The following is an 18,676-nucleotide window of genomic DNA, read 5'->3' as shown; positions in this document are numbered from 1 at the left end:
TCGTGGCCGGGCAGGCGGTCGTCGCCAGTCAGGCGGTGCCGGCCGGTCAGGCGGTGGCGATCAGGGCCGAGTGGGCGCCGACGAGGTGCTGGACGCGGACGTCGCGGAAGCCCGCGTCCAGGAGCCAGGAGCGGGCGTCGGCGGCGGTGTAGTCGAAGCCGCCGCGGGTGCGGAGCGCCATGTGGAGGCTCATCAGCAGACCGAAGGTGTTGCTGCGCCGCTCGTCGTCGATCAGGGTCTCGTAGATGACCAGCGTGCCGTCCGGACGCAGCGCCTTGTGCGCCTTGTCGAGGAGCATCCGCTTCGTCTCCAGGTTCCAGTCGTGCAGGATGTGGCCCATCACCAGCACGTCCGCGCTGGGCAGCTGGTCCGCGAAGAAGTCGCCGGGCACGAACCGGACCCGCTCGCCGACTCCCGCCTGCTCCACGTACTCGGCGAACATCGGCGCCACGTCCGGCAGATCGAACCCGAGCCCCTCCAACTGCGGGAACCGGCGCGTGAGGTGGACCAGCAGCGCGCCGCGGGACGCCCCGACGTCGCACACGGTGCGCTGGTCCGCCCAGGGGAACACCTCCGCCAGCGCGACGATCGCGGGCGCGGAGAGGCTCGACATCGCGGCGGGGTAGATCGACGCCTGCTTCGGGTCCGCGTAGACGGCGTCGAAGAGGTCCCTGTCGTCGAGCCCGGGTCCCGGCTCGCCGGTCCGCAGGGTGTCGGTCAGGTGCCCCCACAGGGGATACGAGCGCCGGTCGGCCAGGGTGAGGAAGTCGCCGACGTACTCGGGCCGCCCCCGCACCAGGCCGGCCTCGGCGACGGGCGTCAGCGCGTACACGGGCTGTGGCTGCAGGATGTCGCTGCGCTCCAGCAGACCCAGGCTGACCAGCACGTCCAGGAAGTCCCGCGCCGTACGCGGATGCAGCCCGCACTCCGTGTGCAGCCGCCGCGCGGGCAGCGGACCGTCGGCCAGCGCCTCGAAGACGCCGAGCTCGACGGCGGCGAGCAGCACCTTGGCGGCGTAGAAGGACGTGCCCAGTTCCAGCACGTCGGTGGGGCAGGACACACGGAGCAGCACGTCGACCTCCGGTTGGCGCAGACTCCCGATGCTTCCGAGACCTCTGAGACCTCCGGGGCACGGAATCAGGAGCGGAACCCCATGATCGGTCGGCTTACGCACCGTCAGGCTTCGACACGCCTGCGATCCGGCTGCGCCGCACGTCCCCCGACATCCAGATACCCGTATGACGCGCATCACACTCGTGCACGGACGAATCGCCCCGGGCGGCGAAACGACAGGGAAACGACAGAGGCCCTGCCCGATTTCTCGGGCAGGGCCTCTGCGTTGGGTGGAGCTGAGGGGATTCGAACCCCTGACCCCCTCGATGCGAACGAGGTGCGCTACCGGACTGCGCCACAGCCCCAACGAGAAGAAACTCTAGCAGGTCCGAAGGGGTGCTTGCGCACGGGTTACTCGTTGGCGGCGCGTGGGGTGTCGTCCGCGTACTGGTCGAAGAGCGGGGTGGCCGGCTTGGGCGCGGGACGGCGGGGGGCCGGGTTCGGCCGGGCCTGCTGCGCCGGCGGCGTCTGCTGATTCGGCTGGGCCACCGGCGTCCGCTCGGCCGGTCGGGCCTGGCGACCGCGGGCCGCGGAGTAGGTGTCCGGCGCGGACAGGTCCAGCCCCAGGGTCGCCCGAGGGGCGACCGGCGCGGTGACGTACGTGGGCAGCGGGACCGGGACGGGGTCCCAGCCCTCGTCCGCAGGGGACGCGGCCGCCCCGGCGGCAGCCGCGTGCTCCGGGCGGTCGTCGTCCGCCCACGGTTCCGCGCGGCCGGTGCTCACCGTTCCCTTGCCGAGCGTTCCGGTGCCGGAGGTGGTGGGCCGGGCACCGTGGCCCGCACCGCGGCCCCCGGCGTGGTCGGCCTCACGCGCCGGGCTCCCGGGGTTGGTCGGCTCAGCCGGGGTGGCCGGGCCCGCGGGATTGGCGGGGTTGGCCTGGCTGCGAGGAGCGGCGTGCGGCGACTCGGCCGACGCGCGCGGAGCCCGCGCTCCCCGACTCGCGTCGGACCGCACCGCGACCGTCTCGGCCTCGCGCCGGGCGGCCGCCTGCTGGCGCACGCGCTGGGCCGCCTCCACCGCGCGGCGCCGGTCGAGCTTGACCTCGTAGCGGCGGTGCTCCTGGCGGCGCATCTGCGCGATGTAGAGCGAGAAGAGCACGGCCGGCACAGCCGGGATCCAGAGCAGCGCGATGCCGCCCACGGCCGCGACGACCATCCCGGCCGTGAAGGCCACGAAGAGGATCACGACCATGCGTCGGCGCCGGGCCAGCAGCGCGGCACGTCGACGGGAGGCGTCCGCCGGCGACGGAACAGCGGCAGGGCGCGCGTCCACCGCCGCCGCGGAGGCAGGCCGCGCAGGCGCCTCCGGAAGCGGGGTCGGCAGTGCGAGCGGCTGGGTCTCCTCCATCTGCCGGGAGATCTTCCGCTCCATCGCCGCACGTCCGGACAGCAGCCGGATGGCCGTGCTGAATCGCTCCGTCGGTCGCGCCTCGTTGAGCTCGTCCTGACGGCGGAGCCACATGGGAACCAGATACGCGGCCCAGGCCCCGACGATCACCGCGTAAATGAGGCCACTACTGCTCACGCTTCACACCGTACGGGCGTGAAGGACGGCCTGCTGGCCATTTCGGGCGGTGTGTCGCTGAATCATGTTCATATCGACCTATTTATGGTGGTGATGGCTCTGGATTCCACTGTTGCCGCGCCATCGCGCGAGCAATCCGTCCGGCACCTCGTCCACCGTCAGCGCGTACACGAGGTGGTCCCGCCAGCCGCCGTCGATGTGGAGATAGCGTGGGCGAAGACCCTCCTCCCGAAAACCGAGTTTCTCGACCACACGGCGGCTCGGCAGATTCTCGGGACGGATGCAGATCTCGATCCGGTGCAGGCCCATGGTGCGGAAGCAGTAGTCGGACGCGAGCGCGACGGCGGCCGGAATGATTCCGCGTCCGGCATGGCCCTGGTCGACCCAGTAACCGATATTCGCCGAACACATCGAGCCCCAGGTGATTCCACCCACGGTGAGCTGCCCGACCAGCGTGCCCTCGTATGTGACGACGAACGGCAGCATGCGCCCGGCGTTGGCCTCCGCCCGCAGGAACCGCACCATCTGACGGTAGGTCGGACGCGGGTTCTGCGGATGGCCGGGCGGGGGCGGCGGCACCGTGGCCTCCCAGCGGCGCAGCCAGTCCCGGTTGCGGCGGCTGACGTCCTGCCAGACCCGTTGGTCGCGCACCCGGATCGGGCGCAGCCCGACCGGCCCCTCCCGCAACTCGACCGGCCAGAAGGCGTTCAGTGCGGGCCCCCTCTCCCGTCGGCGCCCCTGGGCGCCCGGGGCGCGTGGTCGCCACCGCGGACCTGGTCGACGGCGTGGGTCAGCAGCGGCCGCAGCACGGCCAGCCCGTCCTTGACCCCGCCGGTCGAGCCCGGCAGGTTCACGATCAGCGTCGTGCCGGCCAGACCGGACAGACCTCGGGAGAGGGCTGCCGTCGGCACGCCGTTCTCGCGCCCGTAGGCGCGGATCGCCTCGGCGATGCCCGGCACCGGCCTGGTGATCACCTGCTGCGTCATCTCGGGAGTGAGGTCCAGCGGGGTGAGGCCCGTACCCCCGGTGGTGACCACGACGTCGTAGCCGTCCGCGACGGCCTTGCGCAGCGCTATCAGGACCGGGTCGCCGTCCGGCACCACCACCGGCCCGACCACCATGCAGCCGAGCTCGGCCAGGCCGGCGGCCAGGATCGGCCCACCGCGGTCCTCGTAGACGCCGGCGTGAGCCCGGTTCGAGACGGTGAGGACGAAGGCACGGATCATGACTGCGCTCCCGTCCCCTGGGCGCCCGCGTTCCGGCTCGCGCCAGCGGCGTGGCCGGCGGCGTCGGCGAGGCCCGCGCGACCGGTGAGATCGGCGCGGTGCCAGTCGCCGCTCTTGCCGCCGGTCTTCTCCTCGACCTGCACGGCGTCGATCCTCGCGCCCTTGTCGACGGCCTTGACCATGTCGATCACGGTCAGCCCGGCGACCGCCACCGCGGTGAGCGCCTCCATCTCGACGCCGGTGCGGTCCGCGGTGCGGACCGTCGCGGAGATCTCGACGGCGTCGTCGACCACGACCAGGTCCACCGTCACGCCGGAGACGGCGATGGGGTGACACAGCGGGATCAGGTCGGGCGTGCGCTTGGCCCCCATGATCCCCGCGATCCGCGCCACCGACAGGGCGTCGCCCTTGGGCACGCCCTCACCGCGCAGCAGCTCCACCACCCGCGGCGAGACCAGCACCCGCCCGGTCGCACGCGCGGTCCGTGCCGTCGTCGCCTTCTCGGAGACGTCCACCATGCGGGCCGCGCCCGAGGCGTCGACGTGAGTCAACCCGGACCCGGACGGAACGGGGTTGGTGCTGTGCACTGGCGCTCCTGCGATCGTGACGGCGAGGCTGCGGCGTCAGGGTATCGCTGCCCGGCCGAAGCGTCCCATCGGCAACGGGAACGGTTTCCCGCCCGTAAGGCCTCCGCAGGCCTCCGCCCGGGCCGAAGGCCACCCCTGGCGGGGCGGTCAGTCGAGCAGGATCGCGTGCACCTCGGCGTCGGCTTCGAGCGCCGTGGTCTCCTCGTCGACCACCAGCAGCGCGTTGGCCTGGGCCAGCGCGCCGAGCAGGTGCGAACCCGAGCCGCCCACCGGCGTCACCGTGCCCGCCTCGGCGTCGTAGGCGGCGCGCAGGAACTGGCGGCGGCCGGCCGGGGACGAGCCCACCGGCTCCGTCAGACGCGCCGTCACCTCGCGACGGTGGATCTCGGTCGCGCCGAGCATCTTCAGGATCGCGGGCCGGACGAACAGCTCGAAGGAGATGTAGGCACTGACCGGGTTGCCCGGCAGCGCGAGCATCGGCACGCCACCGTCCGAGCCGTCCAGCACGCCGAAGCCCTGCGGCTTGCCGGGCTGCATCCGCAGCTTGCGGAAGGAGATCCGCTCGCCGAGCGCCTCCTTGACCACGTCGTACGCGCCGACACTGACGCCGCCGCTGGTCACGATCAGGTCGGCGCGGATCAGCTGGTCGTCGATGATCTCGCGCAGCCGCTCCGCCTCGTCCGGCACCCCGCCGACGCGGAAGGCGAGCGCACCGGCGTCCCGTGCGGCGGCGGTGAGGGCGAAGCTGTTGGAGTCGGGGATTTGGCCGGGGCCGAGCTTCGCGCCCGGCGGCACGAGCTCGCTGCCCGTCGACAGCACCACCACACGGGGGCGCGGGCGCACCCGCACCTGGTCGTGGCCGGTCGCGGCCAGCAGCCCGATCTGCGTCGGCCCGAGCCGGGTGCCGGCCGGCAGCAGCGCCTGGCCGACCCTGATGTCCTCGCCGCGACGGCGCACGAAGGCTCCGGCCTCGGCCGACTGGAAGATCCGCACCTCGCCGGTGGCGACCGGCTCGGCCCCCTGCGGGGCCATGGTCGTCGCGGCCTCGCCGGAGCCGGTGCCGGCGTCGGTCCACTCGACCGGCACCACCGCCTCCGCACCGGGCGGCAGCGGCGCCCCGGTCATGATCCGCGCACACTGCCCCGGGCCGATGACCGGCAGCGACGCGGCACCCGCGGCGACGTCACCGACCACGGTGAGCACGGACGGGTAGTCCTTGGTGGCGCCCGCGAGGTCGGCGACCCGCACCGCGTAGCCGTCCATGGAGCTGTTGTCGAACGGCGGCAGGGCGACCGCGGAGACGACGTCCTCCACGGTCACGCAACCCTGGGCCTCCAGCAGCTGCAGCTCGAGCGGCGGCAGCGGCGCGACGGCCGCGAGCACCTGGGCGAGGTGCTCGTCCACGCTCCACTGGCGCTCCGCACCGGACTCCGCGGCACACGGGTCCGCGAGACCAGCCCCGTGGTCGTGGTGGTCTCCGTGCCCGTGACGGTCTCCGTGCCCGTGGTCGGGTCCGTGGTGCGCCTGCAGGTCGGTCATGGTGCGTTCCCCCATGGTCGTGCGGTGCGGGTCAGAGCTTCTCCGCCTGGCCGTCCAGCTCGCCGTTGCCGACGAACTCCTTCAGCCAGGCGCGGAACTCGGGGCCCAGGTCCTCACGCTCGCACGCGAGGCGGACGATCGCCCGCAGGTAGTCGCCCTTGTCGCCGGTGTCGTAGCGACGGCCGCGGAAGACCACCCCGTGCACTGGGCCACCGCGACCGGGGGTGCGCTGGGAGAGCACCCGCAGCGCGTCGGTCAGCTGGATCTCGCCGTTCTTGCCGGGCGGGGTGTCGTGCAGCACGTCGAAGACGCTCGGGTCGAGCACGTACCGTCCGATGACGGCGTAGTTGCTGGGGGCCTCGCCGGGAGCGGGCTTCTCGACGAGGTCGGTGATCCGGACGACGTCCTCGTCGGCGCCGTGCGGGCCGTGGTACTCGGCCGGGCGGATCGAGGCGCAGCCGTAGAGGTGCGCCAGCGCGGGGTCGACCTCGATGAGCGCGACGACGCTGCCGCCGAGCTCGCTCTGGACCTCGATCATCTTGGAGAGCAGCGGGTCCCGCGGGTCGATCAGGTCGTCACCGAGCAGGACCGCGAACGGCTGGTCCGCGACGTGCGGCTCGGCGCACAGGACGGCGTGGCCGAGGCCCTTGGGGTCGCCCTGGCGGACGTAGTGCATGGTCGCGAGCTCGCTCGATTCACGGACCCGGTCAAGCTTGACCTGGTCACCCTTGCGGGCGAGCTGCTCCTCCAGCTCGTACGCGCGGTCGAAGTGGTCCTCCAGGGGACGCTTGTTCCGACCGGTGATCATCAGCACGTCGGTCAGACCGGCCGACGCTGCCTCCTCCACCACGTACTGGATGGCCGGCTTGTCGACAACCGGCAGCATCTCCTTCGGGGTCGCTTTGGTGGCCGGGAGGAAGCGGGTGCCGAGTCCGGCAGCCGGGATGACCGCCTTGGAGATCTGGCGCGCACGTGCTTTCGTCATACGGATGACTCTAGCTTCCCCTGTGTGTCCGCCGGATATCTCTCCGCTGTCAACGACTTGTCAGCGGCCCGGAGCAGAAGTGCCGCATGCGAACCGTCCTGCGGTAGCAGGCCGATCCCCACGCGCGCGCTGAGTCCGTTGCCGGGGAGAGCACCGCTCTCGCCCACGAGCACCGGCACCGACGGCAGGGCCAGCGGATGCCGGCGGACCGTCCACGCCAGCCGGTCGGCCACCGTCCTGGCCCCGGCCGCGTCGGTGTCCGGCAGCAGGACCAGGAACTCCTCGCCGCCGTAGCGGCCGAACACGTCCTCCTCGCGGACCTCCATCGCGAGCCGCTGGGCGAGGTCGCGGAGCACCGCGCCGGCACGCTGGTAGCCGTGCTCGCGCCGGATCTCGCCGAAGCCGTCGATCTCCAGCAGCAGCACCGCCAGCACCCGCTCCGCCGGACGCCGCTTGCAGCGCGCGATCTCCCGGTCCAGCGACAACTGCAGGTAGCGGTAGTTCCACACCCCGGTCATCGCGTCCGTGCAGGAGGTCCGCTCCAGCTCCGTCCGCCCCGCGCGCAGCTCCGCGAGCTCCGCCGCCTGCGCCGCCACCTCGGCGCGCACCCCCGCCCGGCCACGCCGCAGCACTGCCACGGCGAGCAGCGCGGGGAGGCAGAGAGCAGCGAGGATGTCCGCGAGGACGGGCGGCATGTCGTCCCTCCGCAGTGCAGGCCGGTAACGAGACGGAAGGCCGTCCCATCCGATGTTGAACGAGAAGAAAGCGCTGAGGTCACGGCTTCTCGCCGAACGCGCCGAAATGTCACCCGGGGCGCGGGACGCGGCGTCGAACGCGCTGGCCGGATCGGCCCGTGCGCTCGTCTCGGCGGCGAAGGCGCGCACGGTCGCCTGCTACGTCTCTATGGGCTCCGAGCCCGGGACGCGCCCGCTGCTGGACGCGCTGCGCGCGGACGGGGTCCTGGTGCTGCTGCCGGTGCTGCTGCCCGACAACGACCTGGACTGGGCCGCCTACGAGGGCGCCGAGGGGCTCGTTCCGGCCCGGCTGGGCCTGCTCGAACCGTCCGGGCCGCGCCTCGGCCCGGACGCGGTCGTCACGGCCGACCTGGTGCTGCTCCCGGGCCTGGCGGTCGACCCCGCCACGGGCGTCCGGCTCGGACGCGGCGGCGGCAGCTACGACCGGGTCCTGGCCCGCCTCGCGGCCGCCGGCTCCGCCGCGCGGCTGGTGACGCTGCTCTTCGACACCGAGCTCGTCCCCGGCCTGCCTGCCGAGCCGCACGACCGGCCGGTCGACGCGGTGGTCACGCCGGGGCGCACGGTCCGTTTCGACTGACGTCCGGGGCCCTGACAGGTCCGGGCCCCGGAGATGTCCATGCCCGGAATCGGCAGGGGCGTGGGAAGCAGCACCGCTCCCCACGCCCCCAACCACCGCGGTCGACCGACCACCGTGCCGCTACGGGTTCAGCGTCAGCTTGTCCTTCGCCACCGCGTCGACGGCCTGGTGGGTGTAGGGCCAGGTGAGCATTTCGCCGTCGACCCAGAGCTGCATCTGGTCCTCGTAGTGCGCGCTGAACGCGTGCCCGGAGGCTCCCCCGATGTTGATCCAGTGGGAGGAGTCGAAGTCGGACAGGTTGACGACCATCCGCATCGACGGCGCCTCGTCGACCGTGTAGCCGTTGGCCGCGTTCCAGCTGGCCGCGTCGACCGCGGCGCTGCCGCCATTGATCTCGTACGGGCCGCGGTTGAGCAGCCAGTGGACGAGGCCCGAGGCGATAGAGGAGTCGTCGGTGCCGAGGGTGCGCTCCTTGAGCTGCAGGGTGTGGATGCGGCCCCAGCTCCAGGTGGTGATGTCCTTGCCCATGAGCGAGGTCAGCTGCTTGCGCGCGTCGATCATGGCCTGCTTGAGCAGGGTGTCCATGCCCTGCCACTGCTTGCCGTTGTCGTCGGTCCAGTTCCACCACTCGTTGGTGGGATCGGTCAGCATCTTGGTGACCACCGACGTCCACTGGTCGCCGCCGTCCGGCTGCGCGGTGATGTCGTCCCGAAGACCGCAGGTGCGGACCCGCTGGGCCTTGCCGTTGACGTCGTCCTGCGGAATGCCGGCCTTGTCGGCGGGCACGACCATGATGCAGTCGGTGGTGCTGCGCACCTCGGCCGGGAACTTCTCGTCGAAGGCCAGGTGCAGCAGGTTGGACCAGACCGCGTTGTAGTAGGCGGCGGCCGCCGAGCCCGAGTCCTGCTGGTAGTTCCAGCCGCGCAGCAGATCCTGTGCCTGCTTGTAGTAGGTCTCGTTGATCGGGATCTTGAGCAGGTAGGGCACCAGGGTCTTGGCGAAGACGCTGGTGTCGTCCTGCTGGATCGAGGCCATGTCCTCGGGCGAGATCTTGCCGCCGCCGGCCAGCTTGCCCTTGATCAGCGAGGTGATCTGCGCGGCGCGGGTGCCGTAGTCCCAGTCCTTGGTGACCAGGTACTTGTACGACAGGTCCACGGGCTGATTCGCCGTCACGATGAAGCCGGAGGTCGGATTCTCCTCCCAGGGCAGGGAGTTGAAGGAGAGGTACTTGTCGTGCCCGTTCTCCTGGACCCACTGGTAGTGCGAGTCCCAGCCAGGCTGCGGATAGGTGCCGTCCGAGGCCGTGCCGGCGACGGCCGGGCGGACCGGGATGTTGCCGGGCATCTGGTAGCCGATGTTGCCCTTGGTGTCCGCGTAGACCAGGTTCTGCGCGGGGACCGCGAAGTCGGCGGCCGCGGTGCGGAAGTCACCGAAGTCGGTCGCCTTGTCCAGGGAGAAGACGGCGTCCATGGTGTTGTTCGGGGTCAGCGCCGTCCACTTGAGCGCGATGGCGTAGCCGCCGCCGCGCGGCGGGGCCGAGCCGTCGACCGGCGCGCTGACGCCGACGCTCTGCTCCTGGGTGTCGTGGTCGGAGATGACCGGCATGCCGTCCTTGGTGCTGCGGACCGTGATGGTCTGGTCCGAGCCCCCCGCCACCTTGATGACCTCCTGGCGGGTGACGAAGGGGACGTTCTGACCGTCGAGCAGGTAGGTGCCGTCGCTGTTGACCTGCTCCAGGTAGAGGTCCTGGACGTCGGCGCCGACGTTGGTGAAGCCCCAGGCGATGTTCTGGTTGTGACCGATGATCACGCCGGGCATGCCGGGGAAGGTGAACCCGGTGACGTCGAACGGACACGCGGCGGAGACCGTCGTGCAGTGCAGGCCCATCTGGTACCAGATGGACGGGATGCCGGGTGCCAGGTGCGGGTCGTTCGCCAGCAGCGGCTGGCCCGTGGTGGTGTACTTGCCCGCCACCACCCAGGAGTTGGAGCCGATGCCGGCGACGCCCGGCCGGCCGAGCATGGTCGGCAGCACGGACAGGTTGTCGGAGAGGGCGAGAGCCGCCTGCTGCGCGCCCTGGGCGGCCGGCTTGTCGGCGGTCTTGTAGGCGGCGGGAACAGTCGCCCCGTTGCCCGTGGCCCCCGTCCCCTTGGTCGACGCCGCGGCCGTCCCGGCCGTCGTGGTTCCGCCGGGGGCCGTCTTCGTGCCGTCACCCGGGACGTACTTGCCGTCCTTGTTCACGTCGCCGGGCTTGGAGACGATGTCGCCGTTGCTCGTCGGGTACGACGGATAGAGCTGGTCGATCTGCTGCGCGGAGAAGGTCCCGGCCAGCAGTGAACGGTCGATCTCCTGCTGCATGTTGCCGCTCAGGTCCCAGGCCATCGCCTCGAGCCAGGAGACCGAGTCGACCTCCGTCCACTGGGCCGGCTTGTAGCCGCCGTAGGCGACGCCGAGCAGCCCGTACTCCAGGGACGCTCCGGCGCCACCCGGGTGCTGGGCGAGCCAGGCGTTGACGCCCTTGGTGTAGGCCGACAGGTATTCCTTGGTGGTCGCCGAGAGCTTGGAGTCCCACTCCTGCTGGGCCACCCCGCGCCAGTTCATGGTGCGGATGAAGGCGTCCGTCTGCACCTGCCCGGAGCCGAACATCGAGGCGAGCGTGCCGGAGGTGATGTGCCGGTTCACGTCCATCTGCCAGAACCGGTCCTGCGCCTGCACGTACCCCTGAGCCATGAACAGGTCGTCGGGGCTGGAGGCGTAGACCTGGGGGATGCCCTTGTCGTCGCGGATGACCTCGACTGAGCCGGTCAGGCCCTTGAGCTGGATACTGCCGGTGGTCTGCGGGTCGGAGGCGTGCACCTGCTGCACGCCGTACCAGCCGCCGACCCCGACACCGGCCACCAGTAGCAGCACGACCAGCACTACCAGCAGGCGCAGACGGCGGGACTTCTTGGAGCGGGGCATCAGGGTCCTTGTGAGGGGCAGTGACTGTACCGCGACGGGTCGCCGGGCAAGGCGGCGGTGCTGACGCTAACACCCGAACCGGAACCGGTGGTGCGCGGGCGCTTGGAGGGGCGGCCGGTACGCCCCCGGGACACGGCTCACCTGGCCGTCCACTCCCTCCCTGGTGACTGCCCAGGTTGTGGACGAGCCGAGAGTTCCAAGTGGGAGAACGGTAAAATCTTGCTCCAATCAAATGGAAGCAACGATTCTGCGGCGCGAGGTGCCCCTGAGTGTCCGTCCACCGGCTCGACCTGCTGCTCCTGATGTTCTCGCTGGTATTGCTGGTGGCCGTGGCCGCGGTCCGGCTCTCCTCCCGCAGCGGGCTCCCCAGCCTGCTCATCTACCTGGGGATCGGGGTCCTGCTCGGCCAGGACGGCATAGCCGGCATCACCTTCAATGACGCCCAACTGGCCCAGGTGCTGGGCTATGCGGCATTGGTGGTGATCCTGGCCGAGGGTGGTCTCGGCACCCGCTGGCACGACATCAGACCCACCGTCCCCGCGGCCGCCGTGCTCGCCACCGTCGGCACCGCGGTCAGCGTCGGCGTGGTCGCCGTCGGGGCGCACGTGCTGACCGGCAGCGACTGGCGCATCTCCCTGCTCATGGGCGCCGTGGTCTCCTCCACGGACGCGGCGGCGGTCTTCTCGGTCCTGCGTCGCGTGCCCCTGCCAGCCCGGCTGAGCGGCCTGTTGGAGGCGGAGTCCGGATTCAACGACGCCCCGGTGGTGATCCTGGCCGTGGCCTTCGCGACGGCCGGACCGATCGACTCCTGGTGGGTCCTGATCGGCACCGTGCTGCTGGAGCTGGCCATCGGTTCGGCGGTCGGACTGATCGTGGGCCGCCTGGGGGCGCTCGCCCTGCGCCGGGTGGCCCTGCCCTCCTCCGGCCTCTACCCGATCGCGGTGGTGGCCCTCACGCTGCTCGCCTATGCGGGCGGGGCCCTGGGCCACGGCTCGGGCTTCCTGGCCGTATACGTGTGCGCCCTGGTGCTGGGCAACGCGAAGCTGCCGCATGGGCCGGCCACCCGCGGCTTCGCCGAGGGTCTGGCCTGGATCGCCCAGATCAGCATGTTCGTCATGCTGGGCCTGCTGGTGAACCCCCGGACGATGGGCGACGCAGTGGTGCCCGCCCTGGTGGTCGGCCTGGTGCTGGTGCTCGTGGCCCGACCGCTCTCGGTACTGCTGACGCTCACCCCGTTCCGGGTGGCGTGGCGCGAGCAGGCGCTGCTGAGCTGGGCCGGCCTGCGCGGGGCCGTCCCGATCGTGCTGGCGACCATCCCGGTCGTGCACGCGGTGCCCGGTGCCGGGCAGCTGTTCAACACCGTGTTCCTGCTCGTCGTGGTGTTCACCCTGATCCAGGGCCCGACCCTGCCGCTCGTCGCCAGGGTGCTGCGGATCTCGGACACCGCCCACGCCGACGACCTCGAGGTCGAGTCCGCTCCGCTGGAGCGGCTGCACGGGCACCTGCTCTCGGTCTCGATCGGCCCGGAGTCCCGACTGGCGGGCGTCGAGGTGAGCGAGCTGCGCCTGCCGAAGGGCGCGGCGGTGACCCTGGTGGTGCGCGAGGGAGCGAGCTTCGTGCCCGGCCCGACGACCTCGCTGCGGCACGGCGACGACCTGCTCGTGGTCGCCACCGACCAGGTCCGCGACCGGGCGGAACGGCGGCTGCGTGCCGTCGACCGGGGCGGAAAGCTGGCGGGCTGGCTCAGCGGTACCCGCGGAGAGTACTGAGCCTCACACCCCGATCAGTGGACTTATCGACCGGGAATGCAGCATCATTGAGGATCGTTAGCACTCACAGCCTTAGAGTGCCAGGAGGAAACAAGTGCCGACGTACCAGTACCAGTGCACCGCGTGCGGCAACGGCCTCGAGGCCGTCCAGAAGTTCTCGGACGCCGCACTGACCGAGTGCCCCGAGTGCGGCGGCAAGCTGCGCAAGATCTTCTCCGCGGTGGGCGTGGTCTTCAAGGGCTCCGGCTTCTACCGGACCGACAGCCGCTCCTCGTCGAGCAGCAGCATCTCGTCGAACTCCGCGTCGTCGGGCTCCGCCGCGTCGTCGAGCGCGTCCTCGTCGACGTCCTCCTCGAGCTCTTCCTCGTCCTCGTCGACGTCATCCTCGTCCGGCTCCGGCTCGTCGGGTTCCGCCGCCTGAGCCGGCTCCCCCGGCTACGCTGCGGCGCATGACAGACCAGTCACCAGTCGCGGCCACGGCCGAGGTCGGCATCATCGGCGGCACGGGGCTCTACGCCCTGGTGGACGACCTCGACGAGGTTGTCGTCGACACTCCTTACGGCGCTCCGAGCGACGCCCTTCTCGTGGGCGAGTTCGCGGGGCGTCGTGTGGCGTTTCTCCCCCGCCACGGGCGAGCCCACCGGATCCCCCCGCACGCGATCAACTACCGGGCCAATCTCTGGGCCCTGCGATCGCTCGGCGTCCGGCAGGTGCTCGGCCCGTGTGCGACAGGCGGCCTGCGCCCCCAGTACGGCCCCGGCACCCTGTTGGTGCCCGACCAGTTCGTGGACCGGACCTCGGGCCGGGTGCAGACCTTCTACGACGGCCTGCCCCGGGCCGACGGGGTCACCCCCGAGGTGGTGCACGTCTCCGCCGCCGATCCGTACTGCCCGCGCGGCCGGGCGGCGGCACTCGCCGGCGCCCAAGCCTCGGGCTGGCCGCCCGTCGACGGCGGCACGATGGTCGTGATCGAGGGCCCGCGCTTCTCCACCCGGGCCGAATCGCGCTGGTACAGCTCCCAGGGCTGGTCGGTGGTGGGGATGACCGGCCACCCGGAGGCCGTCCTGGCCCGTGAGCTGGCGCTCTGTTACACCTCGATCGCGCTGGTGACGGACCTTGACGCGGGTGTGGAGACGGGCCAGGGCGTGACGCACGCGGAGGTCCTGGCCGAGTTCGGCCGCAACATCGACCGGCTGCGCGGCGTGCTGGCGGCCACGGTGGCGGCCCTGCCCAAGACGGAGGAACGCGACTGTCTCTGCGTTCACGCACTGGACGGGATGACCACCGGTCTGGGAGTGGAACCGGACTCCCACGACGCAGCCTAGGAGGCGGTCCGACCGGGAGGGAACCCCCTTCGGACAGCTTCACTCGAGCGTGGAAATGTTTTCCACAGGGGCCGGTTGTCCACAGGCTGTGGGCGCCCTGCTTGGTCGGGTCGCCGGGCGAGGGCACCGTGGTGGGCACAGCGACCCCCGCTCCGGCGGGGGTCCCCCACCCCGGAGGCCAACGTGTCGCTCTCCATCCCGCCCACCTACTGCATCGCGTCCTTCCCGCCGATCTTCGCGGGCCGCGGCCGGCATCGGCTGCCCACACCGGTGCGACGGCGCCCCGGGCCGATCGCGGCCGGCCTCCTCGTCGCGGCGACGACACTCGCCGTCGGTTCCCTACGACAGATCCCCGGATCGGGTGAAAAAGGCGCGGCCGCGAGCGCGCGCGCCCATGCTCCGTCCGGAACGTTTCCTCAGGTGGAGCCGGGGACCGTGGCGGCCACGGCTCCGCGCGGGTGATTTCCCGTGTGCCCGGTCGCCCACGGAACTCCCGTAGCTTTCGGTGCCCATGAAGGGCTTCAAGGCATTCCTGCTCCGCGGCAACGTCGTGGACCTCGCGGTGGCCGTGGTCATCGGCGCCGCATTCACCAAGATCATCAACTCGATCGTCGACGGGGTCATCAACCCGGTGGTCGGCGCCTTCGGTACGCAGGACCTCAACGCGTACTCGACCTGCATCAAGGGCACCTGCCTGGTGGACAAGTCGACCGGCAAGATCGACGGTGTCCTCATCCAGTGGGGCTCGGTCCTCGGCGCGGCACTCAGCTTCGTGATCACCGCCGCGGTGGTCTACTTCTGCCTCGTTCTGCCAATGAACGCGATGCTCAAGCGCTACATGGCCAAGAAGGAGGTGCCGGCCCAGGAGTCCAGCTCGCCGGAGGTCACCGAGGTGGCGCTCCTCGGCGAGATCCGCGACCTGCTCGTCTCCCAACGCGACTGAGACCGACGCGCCCCCGGCGCTCCCCCGTCACTTCTCCCCGTGGTGCGGCGGGGTCTCGCTCAGGTACCAGTCCTTGTCCCGGTCCCGCGAGCCCTCGCCGCGCTCTCCACCCCAGCCGGCGTCCGAGTCGTCCCGGCTGCGGCCGCTCACCGGGTCGTCGAAGACGATCCTTCGCCTGGCCCGCTCGGCCCGCCGCGCGTCGCTCTCGCCGGCCTGCTGCGCACTGCTCCTGTCGCCATCACTCACGCGTCCAGGGTAGGCGAGCCGGTCTCGATCAGCTCGGGGCCTCCGCGCCCGGCCGGGCGTAGAACCACCAGCACACGCCCAGACAGAGGGCGTAGTACACGACGAACACCCACAGCGACGCCGTGACCGCGAAGATCGCGAACATCGCGGGGATGAAGAAGAAGCCGAAGGCCGCGATCGAGGCGCTGAAGCCGATCACCGCTCCGGACTCCATCTCCGCCTGCCTCTGGGCCTCGGCCAGCGCCGCCTCCCCCTTCCCGGCCGCCGCCGACCGGTGCTGGTTGAGGAAGATCACCGGGATCTGCCGGAACGTCGAGCCGTTGCCGATTCCCGAGAACACGAAGGCGCACAGGAAGCCGACGTAGAACACACCAGAAGTTGCCCTCGTCGCTCCCCGAGGGCACCGCGTTGATGACCACGATCAGCGAGGCTGCCGTGCCGACGAACGGGCCCGACCCAGGCATACCATCACCCCGTAGGGCGTCGAGGGGTGCTGCACCGCGAAGCCCAGCCAGAGCAGGGGGCCCACCAGGATGATCGTGCTGAACGCGGTGAAGCGGCGCTCACCGACGACCGGCCCGATGAACGTGTAGAAGAGGCGCCCCAGTCCACCGGTGAGTCCGGGGATCGCGGTCAGCCAGAACTTCTGCGACTCCGAGAAGGTGAAGCCCACCTTGCTCAGCTGCACCACCGTCACCGACCAGACCTGCCAGACCACGAAGGCCAGCATCAGCGCCGGCACGGAGACCCACAGATTGCGCGCGGCCACCCTGGAACCGGCGGACTGCCAGAAGGAGGGGTCTTCCGGATGCCATACGTTGATGGTCGTTCCGGGGCGGTAGGTGTCGGCCCGTCCCCGGGCCTGGGTCACCGTCATCTCGGTCGGCTCCTTGGGCTCGCGGTCGGGATCAGTGGTCGGTCGGGCCGAACCGCCAGGCGGCCAGGGCGATCAGGAAGGACAGGCCCTCGAAGCCGGTGCACCACCAGGCGGTCGAGGTGTGGCCCTGCATCCACGCGTCCACGCCGACGCCCAGCGCCCACAGTTGGCCGACGACGACGCTGAGCACCACGACCAGCCGGCCGGTGAGCATCGCCGAACGCTCGGGGTCGTGGTCCGTACCGGCCCCCGGACCGGGGCCGCTGCGACGGATGCGGGAGTCTCCGTAGCCGCTGGTGGGGCGGATCTGCGGATACCTGTCGGCCACAGGGCGGTTCAGTCGCGGCTGGACACTGCCCGGGGCGCTCCACGGTGCCGCGGCGCCGAGAGCGGAATCGCTCCTGAACTCCTCGGGACGGTCGGCCGGATGTGCCATGGCGGGTCAGCTCCTCGCGGAATTGGGGCAGGCCACGTGGCCGAGACGGACACCGGAGTCCTTGGCGTTCAGCTCACGGCAGGCCGCGTGGAGCCGGCTCTCGTCGGAGTAGGCCGTGCCGATGGCCCAGACACTCCCGTCGGTCCGCTCCGCCAGTAGCACCTTCGGCAGGCCGCGCGGTGGCGGGCCCTGCACCACGGCTCCCTCGCGCGGCTCGAAGGCGCCCTCGTGGCAGGGGCAGTACAGCTCCCCCTCGGCCCCGCGGTCCTCGCGCCACAGCACTCCGCAGGCGAGGTGGGTGCACACGGTGGAGTAGCCCACCAGCGTGCCGTCCTGGAGCCGGATGGCGATGGCGCGGTCGTGCTCGGTGGGGTAGGCGAACGTGACCGCCTGCCCCCGCCGCAGCCGGTCGACGACCTTCAGGGGCTGGACGTCCGCGGCCGCGGCGTCGCCGTGCCGGGGCAGCACCCCGGCCGAGACGGCGACGGACCCGACGACGAGCCCGCCCGACACGGTGGCCATCACCCGCAGGTAGTCCCTGCGGCTCGTCAGGGAGTCGGCGCTGAGCCGGTCCTGGAGCCGGCTCCGCTCCTCGGCAGCGGTCTCGTCCACGGCCGAGCCGTCCGCGTCGCCCGGGTGCTGTTCGTCCGTCATGCGGCCGCACCTCCGCCGGCCGGTCCGGGGGCGCGGGTGGCGCCGGCACCGGGCAGGTCCCGGCCGTTCACGGAGACCAGCGGCAGGCCGCCGGGAACCGGGCGGTCGTCGCGGTCCCGGGGGACGACCATCGCGGCGCCGGTGGTGATCCGGACGTCGCCGAACTCGAACCAGTTCGACACGGTGGCCCCGGGGCGGTCCGCCTGGAGCTCCTCCAGCGTGCCGTAGAACAGCGCACCGGTCGGGCAGACCGTCGCGCACATCGGGGCCAGGCCCAGCTCGGTGCGGTCGTAGCACATATTGCACTTGAGCTGGAGCTTCGCCTCCAGGTCGATCTTGGGCACCCCGAACGGGCAGGCGTTGACGCAGTTCGCGCACCCGATACAGCGGGTCGGATCGGCCTCGTGGACCACGCCGTCGGGCGTGATCAGGATCGCCTCGGCCGGGCACACCTCGGCGCAGGGCGCCACCGGGTCCTCGCAGTGCATGCAGACCGTCGGCTGCGAGGCGACCGAGCGGCCCTCGTCGGTGTAGTCCAGGTGGATCATCGACTTGCCCCGGTGCGAGTCGCACTCGCGGCAGCCGGACACACAGGCCTGACAGCCGATGCAACGGCCCGGGTCGATGAACAGGGTGCGGCCCATCATGGCGGCGTCAGCTCCCTTCGCCGGTACCGCGCCCCTGGGAGGAGGACGGCGGCCGGGTGGTGGTCCGGGAGGCCTGGGCCTCCGGGTAGGCGGGGCGGCCGGGCGGGGTCGGCGGCACCGGCACCTCGTCCACCTGCGCGGCACGCTCGATCCGGCAGGCGCAGACCTTGTACTCGGGGATCTTCGAGCGCGGGTCCAGGGCGTCGATGGTCAGCGCGTTGGCGGCCGTCGGCACCGGCCAGTGGTACGGCACGAAGACGTGGTCGGGGCGGATGGCCTCGGTCACCAGGGCGGGGAAGACCTCGCTGCCGCGCCGGGTGACGACCCGGACCGGGTCACCGGTGCGGTAGCCGTGCGAGGGATGCACCTCGACCCAGGGCCGCGGGGTCTGCTCCACCAGCGCGCCGAGCCGGCGGGTCTGGTTGCCGGACAAGTAGTGCGCCACGGTCCGCCCGGTGGTGAGCCGCATCGGGTAGTCCTCGTCGAAGGCGTCCGCCGGCTCGTGCCACTCC

At 71.5% G+C, this 18,676-nt stretch carries 20 protein-coding genes, 1 tRNA gene and 1 pseudogene; 5 read left to right on the top strand and 17 right to left on the bottom strand.

All coding sequences use genetic code 11. The features are described from left to right. Positions 1–46: 46 nt before the first annotated feature. The 9 genes and pseudogenes from DN069_RS13615 to DN069_RS13575 form a co-directional block, all read right to left on the bottom strand. Positions 47–1,072 (bottom strand): acetylserotonin O-methyltransferase, encoded by a 1,026-nt coding sequence (locus DN069_RS13615; protein WP_243639186.1) that lies wholly within the window; start codon positions 1,070–1,072, stop codon positions 47–49. Between the two features lie 272 nt (positions 1,073–1,344). Then, positions 1,345–1,418: transfer RNA gene (locus DN069_RS13610), tRNA-Ala, on the bottom strand. Between the two features lie 46 nt (positions 1,419–1,464). Next, a complete protein-coding gene (gene sepX, locus DN069_RS13605; protein WP_111501214.1) occupies positions 1,465–2,637 on the bottom strand; it encodes a divisome protein SepX/GlpR in 1,173 nt (390 codons plus the stop codon). Positions 2,638–2,715: 78 nt separating this feature from the next. Further along, the gene (locus DN069_RS13600; protein WP_111501213.1) at positions 2,716–3,348 is read right to left on the bottom strand and encodes a GNAT family N-acetyltransferase; all 633 of its coding nucleotides are present in this window, start codon (positions 3,346–3,348) and stop codon (positions 2,716–2,718) included. Next, positions 3,345–3,863 (bottom strand): MogA/MoaB family molybdenum cofactor biosynthesis protein, encoded by a 519-nt coding sequence (locus DN069_RS13595; protein WP_111501212.1) that lies wholly within the window; start codon positions 3,861–3,863, stop codon positions 3,345–3,347. Before DN069_RS13595 ends, DN069_RS13600 begins: the two co-directional genes overlap by 4 nt. Before the next feature lie 92 nt (positions 3,864–3,955). Next, positions 3,956–4,381, bottom strand: a pseudogene (gene moaC, locus DN069_RS13590) (cyclic pyranopterin monophosphate synthase MoaC); the annotation flags it as partial. A 216-nt stretch (positions 4,382–4,597) separates the two neighbouring features. Next, positions 4,598–5,989 (bottom strand): molybdotransferase-like divisome protein Glp, encoded by a 1,392-nt coding sequence (glp, locus tag DN069_RS13585; protein WP_111501211.1) that lies wholly within the window; start codon positions 5,987–5,989, stop codon positions 4,598–4,600. A gap of 31 nt (positions 5,990–6,020) precedes the next feature. Then, on the bottom strand, positions 6,021–6,974 hold the full coding sequence (locus DN069_RS13580) for a UTP--glucose-1-phosphate uridylyltransferase (RefSeq protein WP_111501210.1): 954 nt from the start codon (positions 6,972–6,974) through the stop codon (positions 6,021–6,023). Beyond that, on the bottom strand, positions 6,971–7,669 hold the full coding sequence (locus tag DN069_RS13575) for a GGDEF domain-containing protein (RefSeq protein ID WP_111501209.1): 699 nt from the start codon (positions 7,667–7,669) through the stop codon (positions 6,971–6,973). The genes DN069_RS13580 and DN069_RS13575 overlap by 4 nt, the downstream gene beginning before the upstream one ends. Positions 7,670–7,721: 52 nt before the next feature. On the opposite strand from DN069_RS13575, the gene DN069_RS13570 reads away from it, so the two are divergent. Beyond that, positions 7,722–8,306, top strand: coding sequence for a 5-formyltetrahydrofolate cyclo-ligase (locus DN069_RS13570; RefSeq protein WP_111501208.1), 585 nt, complete (start codon positions 7,722–7,724; stop codon positions 8,304–8,306). Positions 8,307–8,426: 120 nt separating this feature from the next. Here DN069_RS13570 and DN069_RS13565 read toward each other — a convergent pair whose 3' ends face one another. Further along, on the bottom strand, positions 8,427–11,267 hold the full coding sequence (locus DN069_RS13565; protein WP_111501207.1) for a penicillin acylase family protein: 2,841 nt from the start codon (positions 11,265–11,267) through the stop codon (positions 8,427–8,429). A gap of 302 nt (positions 11,268–11,569) precedes the next feature. On the opposite strand from DN069_RS13565, the gene DN069_RS13560 reads away from it, so the two are divergent. The 4 genes from DN069_RS13560 to mscL all read left to right on the top strand — a co-directional run bounded on the left by DN069_RS13560 (position 11,570) and on the right by mscL (position 15,304). Further along, the gene (locus DN069_RS13560) at positions 11,570–13,036 is read left to right on the top strand and encodes a potassium/proton antiporter (RefSeq protein ID WP_243639188.1); all 1,467 of its coding nucleotides are present in this window, start codon (positions 11,570–11,572) and stop codon (positions 13,034–13,036) included. 94 nt (positions 13,037–13,130) lie between these two features. Further along, positions 13,131–13,457, top strand: coding sequence for an FmdB family zinc ribbon protein (locus DN069_RS13555; RefSeq protein ID WP_111501205.1), 327 nt, complete (start codon positions 13,131–13,133; stop codon positions 13,455–13,457). Between the two features lie 28 nt (positions 13,458–13,485). Continuing rightward, a complete protein-coding gene (locus tag DN069_RS13550; protein WP_111501204.1) occupies positions 13,486–14,361 on the top strand; it encodes an S-methyl-5'-thioadenosine phosphorylase in 876 nt (291 codons plus the stop codon). A 511-nt stretch (positions 14,362–14,872) separates the two neighbouring features. Continuing rightward, positions 14,873–15,304 (top strand): large conductance mechanosensitive channel protein MscL, encoded by a 432-nt coding sequence (gene mscL, locus DN069_RS13545; RefSeq protein ID WP_111501203.1) that lies wholly within the window; start codon positions 14,873–14,875, stop codon positions 15,302–15,304. 27 nt (positions 15,305–15,331) lie between these two features. Here the strand turns inward: mscL and DN069_RS13540 are convergent, their stop codons facing one another. The 7 genes from DN069_RS13540 to DN069_RS13515 all read right to left on the bottom strand — a co-directional run. Further along, positions 15,332–15,550 carry a hypothetical protein gene (locus DN069_RS13540; RefSeq protein WP_111501202.1) on the bottom strand — a complete coding sequence of 73 codons (219 nt, stop codon included), beginning with the start codon at positions 15,548–15,550 and terminating at the stop codon, positions 15,332–15,334. Between the two features lie 28 nt (positions 15,551–15,578). Next, the gene (locus DN069_RS41520) at positions 15,579–15,920 is read right to left on the bottom strand and encodes an MFS transporter (RefSeq protein ID WP_243639182.1); all 342 of its coding nucleotides are present in this window, start codon (positions 15,918–15,920) and stop codon (positions 15,579–15,581) included. A 51-nt stretch (positions 15,921–15,971) separates the two neighbouring features. Next, positions 15,972–16,427 (bottom strand): MFS transporter, encoded by a 456-nt coding sequence (locus DN069_RS41515; protein WP_243639180.1) that lies wholly within the window; start codon positions 16,425–16,427, stop codon positions 15,972–15,974. A gap of 31 nt (positions 16,428–16,458) precedes the next feature. After that, the gene (locus DN069_RS13530; RefSeq protein WP_243639179.1) at positions 16,459–16,863 is read right to left on the bottom strand and encodes a hypothetical protein; all 405 of its coding nucleotides are present in this window, start codon (positions 16,861–16,863) and stop codon (positions 16,459–16,461) included. Between the two features lie 6 nt (positions 16,864–16,869). Next, complete coding sequence (locus tag DN069_RS13525) at positions 16,870–17,517, bottom strand: QcrA and Rieske domain-containing protein (protein ID WP_111501201.1); 648 nt, start codon at positions 17,515–17,517, stop codon at positions 16,870–16,872. Then, positions 17,514–18,164: a 4Fe-4S dicluster domain-containing protein gene (locus DN069_RS13520; RefSeq protein WP_111501200.1), complete on the bottom strand. Its 651-nt coding sequence runs from the start codon at positions 18,162–18,164 to the stop codon at positions 17,514–17,516. Before DN069_RS13520 ends, DN069_RS13525 begins: the two co-directional genes overlap by 4 nt. Before the next feature lie 7 nt (positions 18,165–18,171). Continuing rightward, positions 18,172–18,676, bottom strand: a 505-nt coding sequence (locus DN069_RS13515) for a molybdopterin oxidoreductase family protein (RefSeq protein WP_279387897.1), incomplete at its 5' end; no start/stop codon positions are given.

This window comes from Streptacidiphilus pinicola, from assembly GCF_003258295.1.
Lineage (GTDB): Bacteria > Actinomycetota > Actinomycetes > Streptomycetales > Streptomycetaceae > Streptacidiphilus > Streptacidiphilus pinicola.
The sequence above is the reverse complement of the archived record's forward strand: the minus strand, read 5'-3'. Positions and strand labels throughout refer to the sequence as shown.

Excerpts from the sequence above, each read along its gene's own strand:
- DN069_RS13580 (WP_111501210.1), bottom strand. The coding sequence starts at position 6,974 with ATGACGAAAGCACGTGCGCGCCAGATCTCCAAGGCGGTCATCCCGGCT.
- DN069_RS41515 (WP_243639180.1), bottom strand. The coding sequence starts at position 16,427 with ATGACGGTGACCCAGGCCCGGGGACGGGCCGACACCTACCGCCCCGGA.
- DN069_RS13525 (WP_111501201.1), bottom strand. The coding sequence starts at position 17,517 with ATGACGGACGAACAGCACCCGGGCGACGCGGACGGCTCGGCCGTGGAC.
- glp (WP_111501211.1), bottom strand. The coding sequence starts at position 5,989 with ATGACCGACCTGCAGGCGCACCACGGACCCGACCACGGGCACGGAGAC.
- DN069_RS13565 (WP_111501207.1), bottom strand. The coding sequence starts at position 11,267 with ATGCCCCGCTCCAAGAAGTCCCGCCGTCTGCGCCTGCTGGTAGTGCTG.
- DN069_RS13520 (WP_111501200.1), bottom strand. The coding sequence starts at position 18,164 with ATGATGGGCCGCACCCTGTTCATCGACCCGGGCCGTTGCATCGGCTGT.
- DN069_RS13575 (WP_111501209.1), bottom strand. The coding sequence starts at position 7,669 with ATGCCGCCCGTCCTCGCGGACATCCTCGCTGCTCTCTGCCTCCCCGCG.
- DN069_RS13560 (WP_243639188.1), top strand. The coding sequence starts at position 11,570 with ATGTTCTCGCTGGTATTGCTGGTGGCCGTGGCCGCGGTCCGGCTCTCC.
- mscL (WP_111501203.1), top strand. The coding sequence starts at position 14,873 with ATGAAGGGCTTCAAGGCATTCCTGCTCCGCGGCAACGTCGTGGACCTC.
- DN069_RS13530 (WP_243639179.1), bottom strand. The coding sequence starts at position 16,863 with ATGGCACATCCGGCCGACCGTCCCGAGGAGTTCAGGAGCGATTCCGCT.
- DN069_RS13595 (WP_111501212.1), bottom strand. The coding sequence starts at position 3,863 with ATGATCCGTGCCTTCGTCCTCACCGTCTCGAACCGGGCTCACGCCGGC.
- DN069_RS13570 (WP_111501208.1), top strand. The coding sequence starts at position 7,722 with ATGTTGAACGAGAAGAAAGCGCTGAGGTCACGGCTTCTCGCCGAACGC.
- DN069_RS13550 (WP_111501204.1), top strand. The coding sequence starts at position 13,486 with ATGACAGACCAGTCACCAGTCGCGGCCACGGCCGAGGTCGGCATCATC.